16 protein-coding genes are annotated in these 15,953 nt (G+C 60.0%); 11 read left to right on the top strand and 5 right to left on the bottom strand.

The window, feature by feature from the left end; genetic code table 11:
• Positions 1–108 precede the first annotated feature (108 nt).
• From AC1RBR_RS20615 to AC1RBR_RS20590, 6 genes are all read left to right on the top strand, one after another.
• Complete coding sequence (locus tag AC1RBR_RS20615) at positions 109–1,410, top strand: ABC transporter substrate-binding protein (protein WP_492566353.1); 1,302 nt, start codon at positions 109–111, stop codon at positions 1,408–1,410.
• Positions 1,411–1,560: 150 nt separating this feature from the next.
• The gene (locus AC1RBR_RS20610) at positions 1,561–2,469 is read left to right on the top strand and encodes a carbohydrate ABC transporter permease (RefSeq protein WP_007917874.1); all 909 of its coding nucleotides are present in this window, start codon (positions 1,561–1,563) and stop codon (positions 2,467–2,469) included.
• Complete coding sequence (locus tag AC1RBR_RS20605) at positions 2,462–3,307, top strand: carbohydrate ABC transporter permease (RefSeq protein WP_007969317.1); 846 nt, start codon at positions 2,462–2,464, stop codon at positions 3,305–3,307. The genes AC1RBR_RS20610 and AC1RBR_RS20605 overlap by 8 nt, the downstream gene beginning before the upstream one ends.
• 2 nt (positions 3,308–3,309) lie before the next feature.
• Positions 3,310–4,470: an ABC transporter ATP-binding protein gene (locus AC1RBR_RS20600; protein WP_492566352.1), complete on the top strand. Its 1,161-nt coding sequence runs from the start codon at positions 3,310–3,312 to the stop codon at positions 4,468–4,470.
• Between the two features lie 192 nt (positions 4,471–4,662).
• On the top strand, positions 4,663–6,012 hold the full coding sequence (locus AC1RBR_RS20595; RefSeq protein WP_095137059.1) for a carbohydrate porin: 1,350 nt from the start codon (positions 4,663–4,665) through the stop codon (positions 6,010–6,012).
• A 284-nt stretch (positions 6,013–6,296) separates the two neighbouring features.
• On the top strand, positions 6,297–7,151 hold the full coding sequence (locus tag AC1RBR_RS20590; RefSeq protein WP_007969321.1) for a D-hexose-6-phosphate mutarotase: 855 nt from the start codon (positions 6,297–6,299) through the stop codon (positions 7,149–7,151).
• Between the two features lie 151 nt (positions 7,152–7,302).
• Here the strand turns inward: AC1RBR_RS20590 and AC1RBR_RS20585 are convergent, their stop codons facing one another.
• Positions 7,303–8,163, bottom strand: coding sequence for a MurR/RpiR family transcriptional regulator (locus AC1RBR_RS20585; RefSeq protein ID WP_169842436.1), 861 nt, complete (start codon positions 8,161–8,163; stop codon positions 7,303–7,305).
• A gap of 226 nt (positions 8,164–8,389) precedes the next feature.
• Here AC1RBR_RS20585 and zwf point away from each other — a divergent pair, with 226 nt between their 5' ends.
• From zwf to AC1RBR_RS20565, 4 genes are all read left to right on the top strand, one after another.
• A complete protein-coding gene (gene zwf / locus AC1RBR_RS20580) occupies positions 8,390–9,856 on the top strand; it encodes a glucose-6-phosphate dehydrogenase (RefSeq protein ID WP_027612566.1) in 1,467 nt (488 codons plus the stop codon).
• Entirely contained in the window at positions 9,843–10,556 is a 714-nt protein-coding gene (pgl, locus tag AC1RBR_RS20575) for a 6-phosphogluconolactonase (RefSeq protein ID WP_492566351.1), read from the top strand. Before zwf ends, pgl begins: the two co-directional genes overlap by 14 nt.
• A gap of 17 nt (positions 10,557–10,573) precedes the next feature.
• A complete protein-coding gene (locus AC1RBR_RS20570) occupies positions 10,574–11,239 on the top strand; it encodes a bifunctional 4-hydroxy-2-oxoglutarate aldolase/2-dehydro-3-deoxy-phosphogluconate aldolase (protein WP_007969324.1) in 666 nt (221 codons plus the stop codon).
• A gap of 174 nt (positions 11,240–11,413) precedes the next feature.
• The gene (locus AC1RBR_RS20565; RefSeq protein WP_095137061.1) at positions 11,414–12,139 is read left to right on the top strand and encodes an intradiol ring-cleavage dioxygenase; all 726 of its coding nucleotides are present in this window, start codon (positions 11,414–11,416) and stop codon (positions 12,137–12,139) included.
• A gap of 5 nt (positions 12,140–12,144) precedes the next feature.
• Here AC1RBR_RS20565 and AC1RBR_RS20560 read toward each other — a convergent pair whose 3' ends face one another.
• On the bottom strand, positions 12,145–13,326 hold the full coding sequence (locus tag AC1RBR_RS20560; protein WP_115984248.1) for an aminotransferase class V-fold PLP-dependent enzyme: 1,182 nt from the start codon (positions 13,324–13,326) through the stop codon (positions 12,145–12,147).
• Positions 13,327–13,355: 29 nt separating this feature from the next.
• Positions 13,356–13,592 (bottom strand): DUF3820 family protein, encoded by a 237-nt coding sequence (locus AC1RBR_RS20555; protein WP_003227425.1) that lies wholly within the window; start codon positions 13,590–13,592, stop codon positions 13,356–13,358.
• Positions 13,593–13,797: 205 nt separating this feature from the next.
• On the opposite strand from AC1RBR_RS20555, the gene AC1RBR_RS20550 reads away from it, so the two are divergent.
• A complete protein-coding gene (locus AC1RBR_RS20550) occupies positions 13,798–14,265 on the top strand; it encodes a ferritin-like domain-containing protein (protein WP_003227422.1) in 468 nt (155 codons plus the stop codon).
• Between the two features lie 126 nt (positions 14,266–14,391).
• Here AC1RBR_RS20550 and AC1RBR_RS20545 read toward each other — a convergent pair whose 3' ends face one another.
• Positions 14,392–14,862 carry a MaoC family dehydratase gene (locus AC1RBR_RS20545; RefSeq protein WP_003227420.1) on the bottom strand — a complete coding sequence of 157 codons (471 nt, stop codon included), beginning with the start codon at positions 14,860–14,862 and terminating at the stop codon, positions 14,392–14,394.
• Between the two features lie 43 nt (positions 14,863–14,905).
• Positions 14,906–15,850, bottom strand: coding sequence for an alpha/beta hydrolase (locus AC1RBR_RS20540; protein WP_492566348.1), 945 nt, complete (start codon positions 15,848–15,850; stop codon positions 14,906–14,908).
• Positions 15,851–15,953 lie beyond the last annotated feature (103 nt).

Genomic DNA, 15,953 nt, shown 5'->3' with positions numbered 1-15,953 from the left:
CATTTGCGCATCCCTTCGTTACCTGCGAAGGGAATCGCCCTGTTTAAACTCCTGTGCAGCGCAAGCACCAGACTTGCAATGCATAACAACAAGAAAGGTACATCTCAGATGAATGCGATTTCTCGCCTCGCTACTGTCATTTCTGTCGCCTCCCTGTTCCCGCTCGCAATTCTGCCTCTCAGTGTTTCCGCTGCCGAATCCAAAGGTTCGGTCGAAGTCGTGCACTGGTGGACGTCCGGTGGCGAAAAAGCCGCTGTCGATGTGCTCAAGGCGCAAGTTGAAAAAGACGGTTTCACCTGGAAAGACGGCGCTGTCGCCGGCGGTGGCGGTGCCACAGCCATGACCGTGTTGAAAAGCCGCGCCGTGGCCGGCAACCCGCCGGGCGTGGCCCAGATCAAAGGTCCGGACATCCAGGAATGGGCTTCCACCGGTCTGCTCGACACCGACGTCCTGAAGGACGTGGCCAAAGAAGAGAAGTGGGACAGCCTGCTCGACAAGAAAGTCTCCGATACCGTGAAGTACGACGGTGATTACGTGGCCGTGCCGGTGAACATTCACCGGGTTAACTGGCTGTGGATCAACCCGGAAGTCTTCAAGAAAGCCGGCATCACCAAGAACCCGACCACCCTCGAAGAATTCTACGCCGCTGGCGACAAGCTCAAGGCTGCGGGCTTCATCCCGCTGGCTCACGGCGGTCAGCCTTGGCAGGACAGCACCGTGTTCGAAGCCGTGGTGCTCTCGGTCATGGGCGTTGATGGCTACAAGAAAGCCCTGGTCGATCTGGACAACAAAGCGCTGACCGGCCCGGAAATGGTCAAGGCGCTGACCGAGCTGAAGAAAGTCGCGACCTACATGGACGCCGACGGCAAGGGCCAGGACTGGAACCTGGAAGCGGCCAAGGTCATCAACGGCAAGGCCGGCATGCAGATCATGGGTGACTGGGCCAAGTCCGAATGGACCGCGGCCAAGAAAGTCGCCGGCAAGGATTACGAGTGCGTAGCCTTCCCGGGCACCGACAAGGCGTTCACCTACAACATCGACTCCCTGGCGGTGTTCAAGCAGAAGGACGCAGGCACTGCGGCCGGTCAGCAGGACATTGCCAAAGTCGTGCTGGGTGAGAACTTCCAGAAAGTCTTCAGCATCAACAAAGGCTCGATCCCGGTGCGTAACGACATGTTGAACAACATGGAGAAACTCGGTTTCGACTCCTGCGCGCAGACCGCTGCCAAGGACTTCCTGGCGGATGCCAAGTCCGGTGGCCTGCAGCCGAGCATGGCGCACAACATGGCGACCACGCTGGCGGTGCAGGGCGCGTTCTTTGATGTCGTGACCAACTACATCAACGACCCGAAAGCCGACCCGGCCGATGCGGCCAAGAAACTCGGCGCGGCGGTTCAGTCGGCCAAGTAATCCTTGGCCCCTGTAGGAGTGAGCCTGCTCGCGATAGCAGTTTGTCAGGTAACAGATTCATCAACTGACACACCGCAATCGCGAGCAGGCTCACTCCTACAAGGGGACGAGTTGCCCAAGTAGTCCTTTTCTCTCGTACTGGATTTCCCCATGAGTTCTGTTGCTGTGTTCAGCAAGGCCTCGCCGTTCGATGCACTGCAGCGCTGGCTACCGAAACTGGTGCTGGCGCCGAGCATGTTCATCGTGCTGGTGGGCTTCTATGGCTACATCCTGTGGACGTTCGTGCTGTCGTTCACCACCTCGACCTTTCTGCCCAACTACAAGTGGGCCGGCCTGGCGCAATACGCCCGGCTGTTCGACAACGATCGCTGGTGGGTGGCGAGCAAGAACCTCGCGGTGTTCGGTGGCATGTTCATCGGCATCACTCTGGTGATCGGCGTGCTGCTGGCGGTGTTCCTCGACCAGCGTATCCGTCGCGAAGGCTTTATCCGCACCATTTACCTGTACCCGATGGCGCTCTCGATGATCGTCACCGGTACCGCGTGGAAATGGCTGCTCAACCCGGGCATGGGCCTGGACAAATTGTTGCGTGACTGGGGCTGGGAAGGCTTCCGTCTGGACTGGCTGATCGACCCGGATCGCGTGGTCTACTGCCTGGTGATCGCCGCCGTGTGGCAAGCCTCGGGCTTCATCATGGCAATGTTCCTCGCCGGCCTGCGCGGGGTTGATCAGTCGATCATCCGTGCCGCGCAGATTGATGGCGCGAGCATGCCGACCATCTACTGGAAAGTCGTACTGCCAAGCCTGCGTCCAGTGTTCTTCAGTGCGGTAATGATTCTGGCGCACATCGCGATCAAGAGCTTCGACCTGGTCGCGGCGATGACCGCCGGTGGCCCGGGTTATTCCTCCGACCTGCCGGCGATGTTCATGTACTCCTTCACCTTCAGTCGCGGCCAGATGGGCATGGGCTCGGCCAGTGCGATTCTGATGCTCGGTGCGATTCTCGCGATCATCGTGCCTTACCTGTACTCCGAGCTGAGGACCAAGCGTAATGACTAGTCTCGCTGCCAAACCCGCTTTCAGCCTGAGTCGCGTCGCGATCTACGCGGTGCTGATCCTCGCGGTCCTGCTGTACCTGATTCCGCTGGTGGTGATGCTGCTGACCAGCTTCAAGACCCCGGAAGACATCAGCACCGGCAACCTGCTCAGTTGGCCGACCGTGGTCAGCGGCATCGGCTGGGTCAAGGCCTGGGCCACGGTTGACGGTTACTTCTGGAACTCGATCAAGATCACCGTGCCGGCCGTGGTCATCTCCACTGCCATCGGCGCGTTGAACGGCTACGTGCTGTCGTTCTGGCGCTTCCGCGGTTCGCAGCTGTTCTTCGGTCTGCTGCTGTTCGGCTGCTTCCTGCCGTTCCAGACCGTACTGCTGCCGGCCTCGTTCACCCTCGGCAAGATGGGCCTGGCGAGCACCACCACGGGTCTGGTGTTCGTGCACGTAGTCTATGGTCTGGCGTTTACCACGCTGTTTTTCCGTAACTACTACGTGAGCATTCCCGATGCGCTGATCAAGGCTGCACGGCTGGATGGCGCGGGTTTCTTCACGATCTTCCGGCAGATCATTCTGCCGATGTCGACCCCGATCATCATGGTTTGCCTGATCTGGCAGTTCACCCAGATCTGGAACGACTTCCTGTTCGGTGTGGTGTTCTCCAGCGGTGATTCGCAACCGATCACGGTGGCGCTGAACAACCTGGTCAACACCAGCACCGGCGCCAAGGAATACAACGTGGATATGGCAGCGGCGATGATCGCCGGCCTGCCGACCCTGCTGGTCTATGTGGTCGCAGGCAAGTATTTCGTGCGCGGGCTGACGGCCGGCGCAGTCAAGGGGTAATCATGGCAACGCTCGAACTTCGCAACGTCAACAAGACTTATGGTGCCGGCCTGCCGGACACCCTGAAGAACATCGAACTGTCGATCAAGGACGGTGAGTTCCTGATCCTTGTCGGCCCGTCGGGCTGCGGCAAATCGACCCTGATGAACTGCATTGCCGGCCTCGAGACCATCACCGGTGGCGCGATCATGATCGGCGACCAGGACGTCAGCGGCATGAGCCCGAAGGATCGCGACATCGCCATGGTGTTCCAGTCCTACGCGCTGTACCCGACCATGAGCGTGCGCGAGAACATCGAGTTCGGTCTGAAGATCCGCAAGATGAGCCAGTCGGCGATCGACGAAGAAGTCGCGCGCGTGGCCAAGCTGCTGCAGATCGAACACCTGCTCAACCGCAAGCCGGGTCAGCTCTCCGGTGGTCAGCAGCAGCGCGTGGCGATGGGCCGTGCGTTGGCGCGTCGGCCGAAGATCTATCTGTTCGACGAACCGCTGTCGAACCTCGACGCCAAGCTGCGCGTCGAGATGCGCACCGAAATGAAACTGATGCACCAGCGCCTGAAAACCACCACGGTCTACGTGACCCACGACCAGATCGAAGCGATGACCCTGGGCGACAAAGTGGCGGTGATGAAGGACGGCATCATCCAGCAGTTCGGCACGCCGAAAGAGATCTACAACGATCCGGCCAACCTGTTCGTGGCGAGCTTCATCGGTTCGCCGCCGATGAACTTCATTCCGCTGCGTCTGCAACGCAAGGACGGTCGTCTGCTGGCGCTGCTCGACAGCGGCCAGGCGCGTTGCGAGTTGCCGATGAGCATGCAGGACGCAGGGCTGGAAGATCGCGAAGTGATCCTCGGCCTGCGCCCGGAACAGATTGTTCTGGCGAACGGCGAGGGCAATGGCCTGCCGAGCATCAAGGCCGAAGTGCAAGTCACCGAACCGACCGGTCCGGACACCCTGGTGTTCGTCAACCTGAATGACACCAAGGTCTGCTGCCGCCTGGCACCGGACGTGGCACCGCAGGTGGGCGAAACCCTGACCCTGCAATTCGATCCATCGAAAGTGTTGTTGTTCGATGCCAAGACTGGCGAGCGCCTGGGCGTTGCGGGCCAGGCGCAGACCGAAGCGCGGTCGGCAAATGTCGCGCAGTTCAAAGGCCGCTGAAGATCAATTGTAGGAGTGAGCCTGCTCGCGATGGCGGTGTATCAGTCGACAGAGATGTTGAATGTAAAACCGCTATCGCGAGCAGGCTCACTCCTACAAGGAGCAAGCGCTGCCCGGCCTGTCGAGCATCGCAATTTATGTAAACCGCGTTGGAAAAAAACAGTTAATAACAATAAAGACGAGGATGTAGGGATGAAAAAGAAACACGTCAATGCCCGGTTGATCTGCCAAGTGTCAGCTGCGGCGGCCTTGGTGCTGGCCGGCAATGCAATGGCTGCCGATGCATTCAGCTCCGATTCGAAATGGATGACCGGTGACTGGGGCGGTGAGCGGACCAAGCTGATCGAGCAGGGTATCGACATCAAGGCTGACTACGTTGGGGAAATGGGCGCCAACCTGCATGGCGGCTACAACGACGACAAGACCGGTCGCTATAGCGATCAGTTTGGTCTGGGCGTGGCGCTGGATCTGCAAAAACTCTGGGGCTGGGACAACACTCAGGCCAAGATCCAGTTGACCAACCGTAACGGCTACAACATCTCCAACGACCGCGTGGGTGATCCGCGTGCCGGCACCCTGTCGTCGTCGCAGGAAGTTTACGGTCGTGGCCACATGGTGCGTCTGACCCAGTTGTGGATTCAGCATCAGTTCTTCGACAACAAGCTCGACGTCAAGGCCGGTTACTTCGGTGAAGGCGAAGACTTCAACACCTTCCCGTGCGACTTCCAGAACCTGGCGTTCTGCGGCTCGCAAGTGGGTAACTGGGCGACCAACATCTGGTACAACTGGCCCGTCAGCCAGGCCGCGATCCGTGTGAAATACAACATCAACGACGAGCTCTATGCGCAGATCGGTGCGTACAACCAGAACCCGTCGCAGCTGGAACACGGCAACGGCTTCAAGCTCAGCGGCAGCGGCACCAAAGGTACTGTGTTGCCGGTTGAATTGGTCTGGTCGCCGAAGGTCAACAGCCTGCCGGGCGAATACCGCGTCGGTTACTACAAGAGCACGGCGGATGCCGACGACGTCCGCGAAGACGTCAACGGTTTCGACGCGGCGACTACCGGCGACGCGTACAAGACTCACAGCAGCAAACACGGTTACTGGTTCGTCGCGCAGCAGCAACTCACCAGCCACAACGGTGATGCAACTCGCGGTCTGAACATCGCGGCCAACGCCACGTTCCACGACAAGGACACCAACTTCATCGACAACTACCAGTCGGTGATGTTTGTCTACAAGGGCCCGTTCGACGCGCGTCCTAAAGATGACGTGGGCATCGGTGCGGCGCGTATTCATGTCAACGATGACGTGAAGAAAAACGCCGAGTTCCTGAATGCTTCCAACGGTGTTTCGGACTACGACAATCCGGTGTTCTCGCCGATTCGTGAAACCGAATACAACTACGAGATCAACTACGGCTTCCACGTCACCAACTGGCTGACCGTACGTCCTAACCTGCAGTACATCACTCACCCGGGTGGTGTGGATGAAGTGGACAACGCTTTGGTCGCTGGTCTGAAAATTCAGTCTACGTTCTGACGTTGTTGCGATAAGCTCCTCTCTATGTGCGCATATTTGCGGACAGCCAAGGCTGTCCGCTTTTTTTTGCGACTCGTATACAAGGTTTGTGTCGTGCCCATTTGTGGCGAGGGAGCTTGCTCCCGCTCGGCTGCGCAGCAGTCGTAAATCCTGATGATGAGGTTTAAATGACACACCGCAGTGAATGGTTTCAGGGCCGCTTCGCAGCCCAGCGGGAGCAAGCTCCCTCGCCACAAGAGCAATGTGGATTGTTGAGTACCCCATGATTTTCAGGACCGTGGCCAATGCATGAGCATCCGCTGCAACGCTTCTTCAAATCCTTGCGCGAACGGCCGGTGTTCGCCTGGGAGCGCTATCAGATGCGCGATGTGCTGGTGATCGACCATCCGCTGTGTCAGGCGGTGTTCAGTCGGCAGGGCGCGCAGTTGCTGCACTTTCAGCCACGCGGGCAGAAACCGTGGTTGTGGTGTGCGGCAAAGTGGCCGCACGTTGGCGCCATTCGTGGCGGCGTGCCGGTGTGCTGGCCGTGGTATGGCCGCCATCCGAGCGAAAACGCCTGGCCGTCCCATGGCTGGGCGCGGCTGCTCGACTGGAAGCTGCTCGACAGCAGCAGCGCCGAGGATGGCGTACGCCTGCATTGGCAATTGCAGTTGTGCGACTGGCAGGTCGACCTGCACGCGCACCTCGGTGAACGCATGGAATTACGCCTGAGCACCGAGCATCAGGACGACATGCCGTGCCAGTTGAGCCAGGCTTTGCACGCTTACTGGCGTATTGGCGATGTCGGTGAGATAGCGCTGTCTGGCCTCGAAGGTGCGCAGGGTTACGACCAGTTGAGCCGCCAGTCGTGCCAGCAGGAAGGCGAGTTGCGCGTGGATGGCGGCTGTCAGCGGGTGTTCCAGCACGACGGCGAATTGCAGCTCAAGGATCACGCCTGGCAGCGCGAGTTGTGCATCGATACCGGTGACAGTGGCGACACGGTGGTCTGGCATCCAGGCTCGCGACCCCTATTGGGCGTGAGCTGGGATGAAGTGACGGAGTTTGTCTGTGTCGAAGCGGCGGCGGGGGGCACTGACAGCTTGCATCTGGCGCCGGGGGAGAAGGCGCATTTGAGCTTGCAGGCGTGGGCTGCGGCCTAGATTTGCGGTGAGTCGACTGGCGCCTTCGCGAGCAAGCCCGCTCCCACATTGGATCTTCAGTGGACATAGAGTCCGTGTTCAAAACAGATCCCCTGTGGGAGCGGGCTTGCTCGCGAAGAGGCCGGATCATTCAATAAAGAACCATCTGGCCTCAGTTGAACTCATCACCAACCGGATACCGGCTGGCATTCAAGCTCTCTTTGATCTTGCGCAGATGCGGCTGGAAATCCACCCCGCGACGCAGCGTCATGCCGGTCGCCAGCACATCCAGTACCGTCAACTGAATGATCCGCGAAGTCATCGGCATATAGATGTCGGTGTCTTCCGGCAGCGGAATGTTCAGGCTCAGGGTGCTGGCCTTGGCCAGCGGCGAATTCTCGGCGGTCAGGCCCAGCACCGAAGCGCCGTTCTCCCGGGCGATGCGCGCCACTTCCACCAGTTCGCGGGTGCGGCCGGTGTAGGAAATGATCACGAACAGCTCACCGGTATGCGCCACCGAAGCAATCATTCGCTGCATCAGCACATCGGCATGGGCGGTGACGGCGAGGTTGAAACGGAAGAATTTGTGCTGCGCATCCAAAGCCACAGGCGCTGAAGCACCGAGGCCGAAGAAGTGGATCTGCCGGGCCTGAATCAACAGGTCGACGGCGCGGCTGATCAGGTTCGGATCGAGCGCCTGACAAGCACTGTCCAGCGAGGCGATGGCGCTGCCGAAAATCTTCTGCGTGTACGCCTCGGGATTGTCATCGGCCTCCACCGCGCGGCTGACATACGCCGCGCCACTGGCCAGGCTCTGGGCCAGTTGCAACTTGAGTTCGGGATAGCCGCTGACACCGAACGAACGGCAGAAACGGTTGACCGTCGGCTCGCTCACCGATGCGGCCTGGGCGAGGGCGGCGATGCTGAAGCGAGTAGCCTGCTGCGGGTTGAGCAGGATCACCTCGGCGACTTTGCGTTCGGCCTTGTTCAGCTCTTCAAGGCGACTCTGGATCTGTTCCAGTAAATTTCGCACGCGGTCCATATGGAATTCCTAATTCACCTGCGCAAAGGTGCGCCGGGCTATGCAAATTGGGCCTTTGATGTGGCCCGTAACGGTGGCCTATCCTACTGGTGGCTCCGACCGACCACCACTCGGAATCTGTATTTTGCGAAAATGTTGTGGTTATTACTACATTTCCCCTTGAGTGATGCCTTGAAAAAAGGTATTTGTAGCTTAACTTGATAAAAGAACAAACATCATGCCTTCGATTACGGTTGAACCGTGCACCTTTGCCTTGTTCGGCGCTCTGGGCGATCTGGCCCTGCGCAAGCTGTTTCCTGCCCTTTATCACCTCGATGGCGCCGACCTGTTGCACGAGGACACGCGCATCATCGCGCTGGCCCGTGAACCCGGCTCCGAGCAGCAGCACCTGGCATTCATCGCCGCCGAACTGCGCCGTTACGTCGGCAAAGAGCTGGATGAGGCCGTGGCCGAGCGCTTTCTGGCGCGCCTGAGCTACCTGCACGTCGACTTCCTCAAGGCTGAAGATTATGTGGCGCTGGCCGAAGCGGCCGGCAGCGCGCAACGCATGATTGCCTACTTCGCCACACCGGCAGCGGTGTACGGCGCGATCTGCGAGAACCTGGCGAAAGTCGGTCTGGCAGAAAACACCCGCGTGGTGCTGGAAAAGCCGATCGGCTCCGATCTGGAATCTTCGCGCAAAGTGAATGACGCGGTGGCGCAATTCTTCCCGGAGAACCGCACCTACCGCATCGACCACTACCTGGGCAAAGAGACCGTCCAGAACCTGATCGCCCTGCGTTTCGCCAACAGTCTGTTCGAAACTCAGTGGAACCAGAATTATATCTCCCACGTGGAAATCACCGTGGCCGAGAAGGTCGGCATCGAGGGCCGTTGGGGCTACTTCGACAAGGCCGGCCAACTGCGCGACATGATCCAGAATCACCTGTTGCAGCTGCTGTGCCTGATCGCCATGGACCCGCCGGCCGACCTGTCCGCCGACAGCATCCGTGATGAAAAGGTAAAAGTGCTTAAGGCCCTGGCGCCGATCAGTCCGGAAGGCCTGACCACGCAAGTGGTGCGTGGTCAGTACATCGCCGGCCACAGCGAGGGCAAGTCCGTCCCGGGCTACCTCGAAGAACCGAATTCCAACACCCAGAGCGACACCGAAACCTTCGTCGCCCTGCGTGCCGACATTCGCAACTGGCGCTGGGCCGGCGTGCCGTTCTACCTGCGTACCGGCAAGCGCATGCCGCAAAAGCTGTCGCAGATCGTTATCCACTTCAAGGAACCGTCGCACTACATTTTTGCGCCGGAACAGCGCCTGCAGATCAGCAACAAACTGATCATCCGTCTGCAACCGGACGAGGGCATTTCCTTGCGTGTGATGACCAAGGAGCAGGGCCTGGATAAGGGCATGCAACTGCGCAGCGGCCCGCTGCAACTGAATTTCTCCGACACCTGGCGCAGCGCACGGATCCCCGATGCCTACGAGCGGTTGTTGCTGGAAGTGATGAACGGCAATCAGAACCTGTTTGTCCGTAAAGATGAAATCGAAGCCGCGTGGAAGTGGTGTGACCAGTTGATCGCCGGCTGGAAGAAGTCCGGTGACGCGCCCAAGCCGTATGCGGCCGGGTCGTGGGGGCCGATGAGCTCGATTGCACTGATCACGCGGGACGGGAGGTCGTGGTATGGCGATATCTGATGTGCAACTGCCCGCGGGCGTGAATGCCCACGAATTCAAGAGCCCGGTGCTGTTGGCCGAAGGTCTGGCGCTTAACGTCGCCAAGCAACTGAGCGAGGCCATCGCCGCACGCGGCAACGCGGTGCTGGTGGTCTCTGGCGGACGCAGCCCGGTGGCGTTTTTCCAGCACCTGGCCAAGCAGGAGCTGGATTGGTCGAAGGTCGTCGTGACCCTTGCCGATGAGCGCTGGGTGCCGGTCGAACACGCCGACAGCAATGCCGGCCTGCTCAAGCAATACCTGCTCAAAGGGCCGGCCGCCAAGGCACAGTTCCTCAGCCTCTACAGCGCGGCGGCCAACGTCGAGCAGGCTGCGGAACAGGCCGACCGTCTGCTCGCGGAATTGCCGCCGATTGACGTGCTGGTGCTGGGCATGGGCGATGACGGTCACACCGCGTCGCTGTTCCCTGACAGCCCGAACCTGACTGAAGCCTTGCAGGCTGACGGCAGCCGTCGCTGCTGGCCGATGCTGGCGCCGAGCGTGCCGCGTCAACGCCTGACCATGAGCCGTGCGCTGCTGGCGTCGGCAAAGCACAAGATTCTGTCGATTTCCGGTCAATCGAAGCTGACCACCCTGAATGCCGCACTGGCATCCGATGACGTCGCGGCCATGCCGGTGCGCGCGTTTCTGCAACCTACGTTAGAGATTTACTGGTGCCCATGAGCCAAGGAACAGCCGCTATGACAACCCCATCCCCGACCGTTTCCATGGCGGACAAAGTTGCCCTGATCGACAGCCTCTGCGCCAAGGCGCGGATCCTGCCAGTGATCACCATCGCCCGTGAACAGGACGTGCTGCCGCTGGCCGACGCCCTGGCCGCCGGTGGCCTGACCGCGCTGGAAGTGACCCTGCGTTCGCAATTCGGTCTCAAGGCGATCCAGATCCTGCGTGAGCAGCGTCCGGAGCTGGTGACCGGTGCCGGCACCGTGCTTGATCGCAACATGCTTGCAGCAGCGGAAGCGGCGGGTTCGCAATTCATCGTTACCCCAGGCATCACCCGTGACCTGCTCGAAGCCAGCGTCGACAGCCCGATTCCGCTGTTGCCCGGCATCAGCAACGCTTCCGGCATCATGGAAGGCTATGGTCTGGGCTATCGCCGCTTCAAGCTGTTCCCGGCGGAGGTCAGTGGTGGCGTGGCCGCGATCAAGGCACTCGGCGGCCCGTTCGGCGAAGTGAAATTCTGCCCGACCGGTGGCGTTGGCCCGGCCAACATCAAGAGCTACATGGCGCTGAAAAACGTCATGTGCGTGGGTGGCAGCTGGATGCTCGATCCCGAGTGGATCAAGAACGGCGACTGGGCGCGCATTCAGGAATGCACCGCCGAGGCCCTGGCGCTGCTGGACTAAACGTTTTACCTGACACTTCGTTGTGTGTTCTACGGCTTTACGGTGCGCTTGGTCGGTGCACCGTTTTTTTTGCCCGGCAAAAATATTCATGGAAACGGCGCGACACATAGTTACCGCACCACGGGGCTCGTGCGCCGTTAATCTGCGTTCATCTTATGGAAAAGAGAACGCGTCATGGAACGAGACACTTCAACCGCATCGTCACCATCAATCTACCAGTTGGCCCCCGAGCAGATCGCCGGGCCGTACTTTCGCAATCCCAAATTGCTGCGGCGCAATATCAGCGAAGGCGCCGAAGGGCTGCCCTTGCTGCTGCGCCTGAGCATCGTCGACGCGATGACCGGCCAGCCTGTGAGCGGGGCATTGGTGGACATCTGGCACTGCAATGCACGGGGCGCCTATTCGGGATGGAGCCGGATCAACCCGGATCTGGAGGTCGACTCCGATGCCATCGGCTCGGTGCCGCGCACCGACGATGACACCTACCTGCGCGGCAGCCAGTTCTGCGATCAGCAGGGGCGGGTGCGCTTCACCACCATCTATCCGGGGTTCTATGCCGGTCGGGCGCTGCACATTCATGTGGCGGTGCGCATGGTCAGCGGCACTGAATACCTGGAGGAGCGCAACGTGGCCTGGGTCGGTCAGCTGTATTTCCCCGAAGTGGTCTCACGTGCGGTGCTCAATGCCAGGGACTACCGCGGGCGAGCCTCAACCCCCTTGAACAATGCCGACGACAGCTACTACGCCAATATGGGCGGCGAGGGTTCGACCCTGACCGTGTGGCCGATCGGCCGAGACTCTCACGAGGACGGTTTCTTCGGCCACCTGACCATCGGCATCGACACCTTCGCCGCCTCGTCGCAGATCAAACCCGAGGACTTCGACAAGTACACCGTGTGAACCGATCAGCGCAGCTCGTTGAGCGCACGGGTCAGCAACTGCATGTCAGCCGCCGTGGTGGTCAACCCCGGCGTGATGCGAATGCTCGGCCCGCTCGCTGCGCCGTTGCGCACCACGGTGAACAGGTTGTACTCGTTGAGCAGGCGCTCGACCATCGCCTGTTGATCGGCGTGGCGAGTGAAACGCATCGAAGTGATCCCGCAATACAGGCGCGGATCGTCCGGGGTCATCACCTCGATCCCCGGCAGGTGCCGCACGGCACTCACCCACAGGTTGCGCAGGTAATTGAGCCGGGCGCTTTTGGCCGCAGCGCCACCGAGCGAGCGGTGCTCTTCGAGTGCCAACGGCAGTGACATCAGCGCCGGAATGTTCGGCGTGCTGTACGGCGTGCGCGCGCGGATATCGCTGGCCGGAAAGTGCATTTCGCCCATGTCCGGATCGATGTCGGCCAGGCGCTGCGGGGCGATGTACAGAAAGCCCAGGGTCAATGGCGCGCCAATCCACTTGTGCAGGTTAAAACCGGCGAAGGCGATGCCCATCGCTTCCAGATTGAACTCGATCTGGCCAAGGGCGTGAGCGCCGTCGAGGATGATGTCCACGCCGTGCTGTTTCGCCAGTTCGGCGATGGCCTGCACCGGCATCACCAGACCGGTGCGGTGGGTAACATGGGTCAGGGCCATCAGTTTGAGTTTCGGATAGCGGATGAAGGCTTCGCGGTAACTGTCCAGCAGGCTGTCGAAACTGGCCGGGTGAGTGTGGTTGATCTCGATCACGTCGACGCCGCGATGGCGAGACAGCCAGCGCATGGCGCCTTTGACCGTGTCGTATTCCAGGTCGCTGATCAGCACCTGATCGCCCGGTAGCAGGCGATTGTAATTGCGGATCAGCGACTGCAGCGCATCGCTGGCGTTGCGGGTGAAGGCCACGCTCTGCGCGCGCACGCCGATCGTCTCGGCCAGTTGCGCACGGATCTCCAGGCTGTCGTGCTGTTCGAAACGCTGGCGCACATACACCGAGTTGCTGGTGTTGATCAGCTCGATGTTGCGCTGGTAGTCCTCGATCACTGTGCGCGACATGCGCCCGAAGTAACCGTTCTCCAGGTTCAGCGGGCCGGTTTGCGCTTCGTAACGATCGGCGAAGGTTTGCCAGAACGCTTCGTCACGGGCGCGGCGGGTGTTGTCAGGCATGGTCGACTCGGCTCAAGGGGAGGGGCGCTTCAGTGGCGCGGGGCGGGTTTACCGTGTTTGGCGCGTAGCGGTTCGAGCAGATCCGACAGACCGTTATGGTCGATTTCCTGCATCAGTGCCAACAGTCCGCCGAGTTCGCCGTGAGGAAAACCTTCGCGGGCAAACCAGTTCAGATAAGGCCCCGGCAGGTCGGCAATGATCCGGCCCTTGTACTTGCCGAAGGGCATTTCACGGGTGATCAGCAGTTCAAGTTTTTCAGGATTCATCAGTGGCGATCATCTGGATTCAATCAGGCAGGAAAATACAGGCATTCTGCATGCAGGCCAAATGACAGATCATGCAAATAACCGTGATACAGATAGTTCAAATATCTTTAACTTATTGAAAAATAACGATTAATTTTTGAATGAAAAGCTGGCACGCACACTGCAATATCCCTTGCATCTTCAACCAACCGCAAGGAATTGAAAAATGACTGACATGAATAAAGAAGCGATCTCTGTACTCAACGACCTGATCGAAACCTGCAAGGACGGCCAGGAAGGGTTCAAGACTTGCGCTGAAGACATCAAGCATCCAGAACTCAAAACCCTGTTCGTGACCCGTTCTGCCGATTGCGCGACTGCCGCCGCTGAACTGCAGGCTGAAGTGCGTAAACTGGGCGGTGATCCGGAAACCTCTACCAGCGTCAGCGGTGACCTGCACCGTCGCTGGGTCGACGTCAAAGCCATGTTCACCGGCAAAGACGAAGAGGCTGTGCTGAACGAAGCCGAGCGCGGTGAAGACCACGCCCTGAAGGCTTATCGTGAAGCCATCGAGAAAATCAACAAGCACGGCCTGGTCGGCATCCGTGACCTGGTTGAGCGTCAGTACCACGGCGTACAACGCAACCACGACCAGGTGAAAGCCCTGCGTAACCAGGCTCGCGCTCGTTCGTAAGCCACGCTGAAAAAACTGTGGGAGCGGGCTTGCTCGCGAAAGCGCTGTGTCATGCAACGATAATGTTGCGGACATGACCCCTTCGCGAGCAAGCCCGCTCCCACGTTTGTTTTGTGTACCTGATGATCAGCCGATGCTGATCGCCGGCAGCGTCGGCAAGGTCACGGTCTGCTGCTTGCGCGGCGCGAGAATCTCGGCCTCGCCATCCACCACCAGTTCATCACGCTGGTTGAACACGCGAGTGGCGATGCGCACGCGAAACTTCGGCAGCTTCTCGAGAATTTCCAGGCGCACGGTCAGGGTGTCGCCAATCTTCACCGGTTTCTGAAAGCTCATCTGCTGACCGATGTAGATGGTGCCCGGCCCAGGCAGCTCGCACGCTACGGCCGCGCTGATCAGTGCACCGCTGAACATGCCGTGGGCGATGCGTTCCTTGAACATGCTGGCAGCGGCGAACTCGGCGTCCAGGTGCACCGGGTTGTGGTCGCCCGACATCGCGGCGAACAGCTGAATGTCGCGCTCTTCGACAGTCTTGCTGTAGCTGGCGGTCTGGCCGACTTCGAGGGCTTCGTAAGGGATGTTGGTAACCTGGGTCATCGGTCTTGATTCCTGTGACGGATTAAAGTGAATCCACAAAAAATTATTCGCTGCGATGAGGGCGGCGATGGCTCAGCGCCTGGTCGATCCAGGTCAGCACATCGGCAATCACTTCGTCGCGATTGGTTTCATTGAACAATTCGTGCCGCGCCTGCGGGTAGATCTTCAGTTGCAGGTTCTGGCTGCCGGCCGTGCGCAACGCATCGGCCAGATCTGTCAGACGCTTGCCTTCGCTCACCGGATCACATTCACCGCCGATTACCAGCAGCGGCAGGCCCGGGTCGATCTGGGCGAGATTGGACGCTTTGCTGATCTGCTGCAAGCCGCCGAGCAAGTCGATCCACAATTGATTGGTGCAGCGAAAGCCGCACAACGGGTCGTGGGCATACAGATCGACCTCGACCGGGTCGCGGCTCAGCCAGTCGAACGGCGTGCGCGCCGGTTTGAATTTGTTGTTGAACGAGCCGAATGACAACCACTCGATCAGCGCACTGCGGCCCTTGCCACCCTGGCGCAGTTTTTCCAATCGGGCGATCTGTCGCGCCGCGCCGTAAAGCGCCACTGGCTGGAAGTTCGAACCGCTGAGAATCGCCCCGTGCAGGCTGGCGCTGTGATGCAGCAGGTAACCCTGGGCGAGGTAGCTGCCCATGCTGTGCCCGAGCAGGATGATCGGCACGGCGGGATGCTGCTGGCCGATGTGCTGATTGAGGCTGGCCAGATCGCCGATCACCTTGCACCAGCCGTCGTCATCGGCGAAATGCCCGAGCGTCCCGTGTTCGGCGGTCTTGCCATGGCCGCGCAGATCAGGGGCGTACACACCGTAGCCTTGTTCACAGAACGCATTCGCCAGCCGCTCGTAGCGCGCGCTGTGTTCGGCCATGCCGTGGGCCAGCAGGATCAGCGCTTTCAAGGGCGCGGCGGGCAGCCACTGGTTGACGAACAGGCGGCTGCGGTCACTCGCGTCCAGCCAGAAGGCACGGTGGATCATGGCAATTCCTTTTTATCGAGCGGTAACGCCCCGCAGTCGTTGCATTGTATAGCGCGTCCGATCAGCCCACGCCACGGCAGGAAGATTCATACGATCAATGACG

This window comes from Pseudomonas sp. GW823-FHT01D03 (assembly GCF_058798255.1).
Note: the sequence above shows the minus strand (reverse complement) of the source record. Positions and strands in the feature narration are given on the sequence as shown.

Coding starts and splice junctions, on each gene's coding strand:
- AC1RBR_RS20615 (WP_492566353.1), top strand. CDS start 109: ATGAATGCGATTTCTCGCCTCGCTACTGTCATTTCTGTCGCCTCCCTG.
- AC1RBR_RS20610 (WP_007917874.1), top strand. CDS start 1,561: ATGAGTTCTGTTGCTGTGTTCAGCAAGGCCTCGCCGTTCGATGCACTG.
- AC1RBR_RS20605 (WP_007969317.1), top strand. CDS start 2,462: ATGACTAGTCTCGCTGCCAAACCCGCTTTCAGCCTGAGTCGCGTCGCG.
- AC1RBR_RS20600 (WP_492566352.1), top strand. CDS start 3,310: ATGGCAACGCTCGAACTTCGCAACGTCAACAAGACTTATGGTGCCGGC.
- AC1RBR_RS20595 (WP_095137059.1), top strand. CDS start 4,663: ATGAAAAAGAAACACGTCAATGCCCGGTTGATCTGCCAAGTGTCAGCT.
- AC1RBR_RS20590 (WP_007969321.1), top strand. CDS start 6,297: ATGCATGAGCATCCGCTGCAACGCTTCTTCAAATCCTTGCGCGAACGG.
- zwf (WP_027612566.1), top strand. CDS start 8,390: ATGCCTTCGATTACGGTTGAACCGTGCACCTTTGCCTTGTTCGGCGCT.
- pgl (WP_492566351.1), top strand. CDS start 9,843: ATGGCGATATCTGATGTGCAACTGCCCGCGGGCGTGAATGCCCACGAA.
- AC1RBR_RS20570 (WP_007969324.1), top strand. CDS start 10,574: ATGACAACCCCATCCCCGACCGTTTCCATGGCGGACAAAGTTGCCCTG.
- AC1RBR_RS20565 (WP_095137061.1), top strand. CDS start 11,414: ATGGAACGAGACACTTCAACCGCATCGTCACCATCAATCTACCAGTTG.
- AC1RBR_RS20560 (WP_115984248.1), bottom strand. CDS start 13,326: ATGCCTGACAACACCCGCCGCGCCCGTGACGAAGCGTTCTGGCAAACC.
- AC1RBR_RS20555 (WP_003227425.1), bottom strand. CDS start 13,592: ATGAATCCTGAAAAACTTGAACTGCTGATCACCCGTGAAATGCCCTTC.
- AC1RBR_RS20550 (WP_003227422.1), top strand. CDS start 13,798: ATGACTGACATGAATAAAGAAGCGATCTCTGTACTCAACGACCTGATC.
- AC1RBR_RS20545 (WP_003227420.1), bottom strand. CDS start 14,862: ATGACCCAGGTTACCAACATCCCTTACGAAGCCCTCGAAGTCGGCCAG.
- AC1RBR_RS20540 (WP_492566348.1), bottom strand. CDS start 15,850: ATGATCCACCGTGCCTTCTGGCTGGACGCGAGTGACCGCAGCCGCCTG.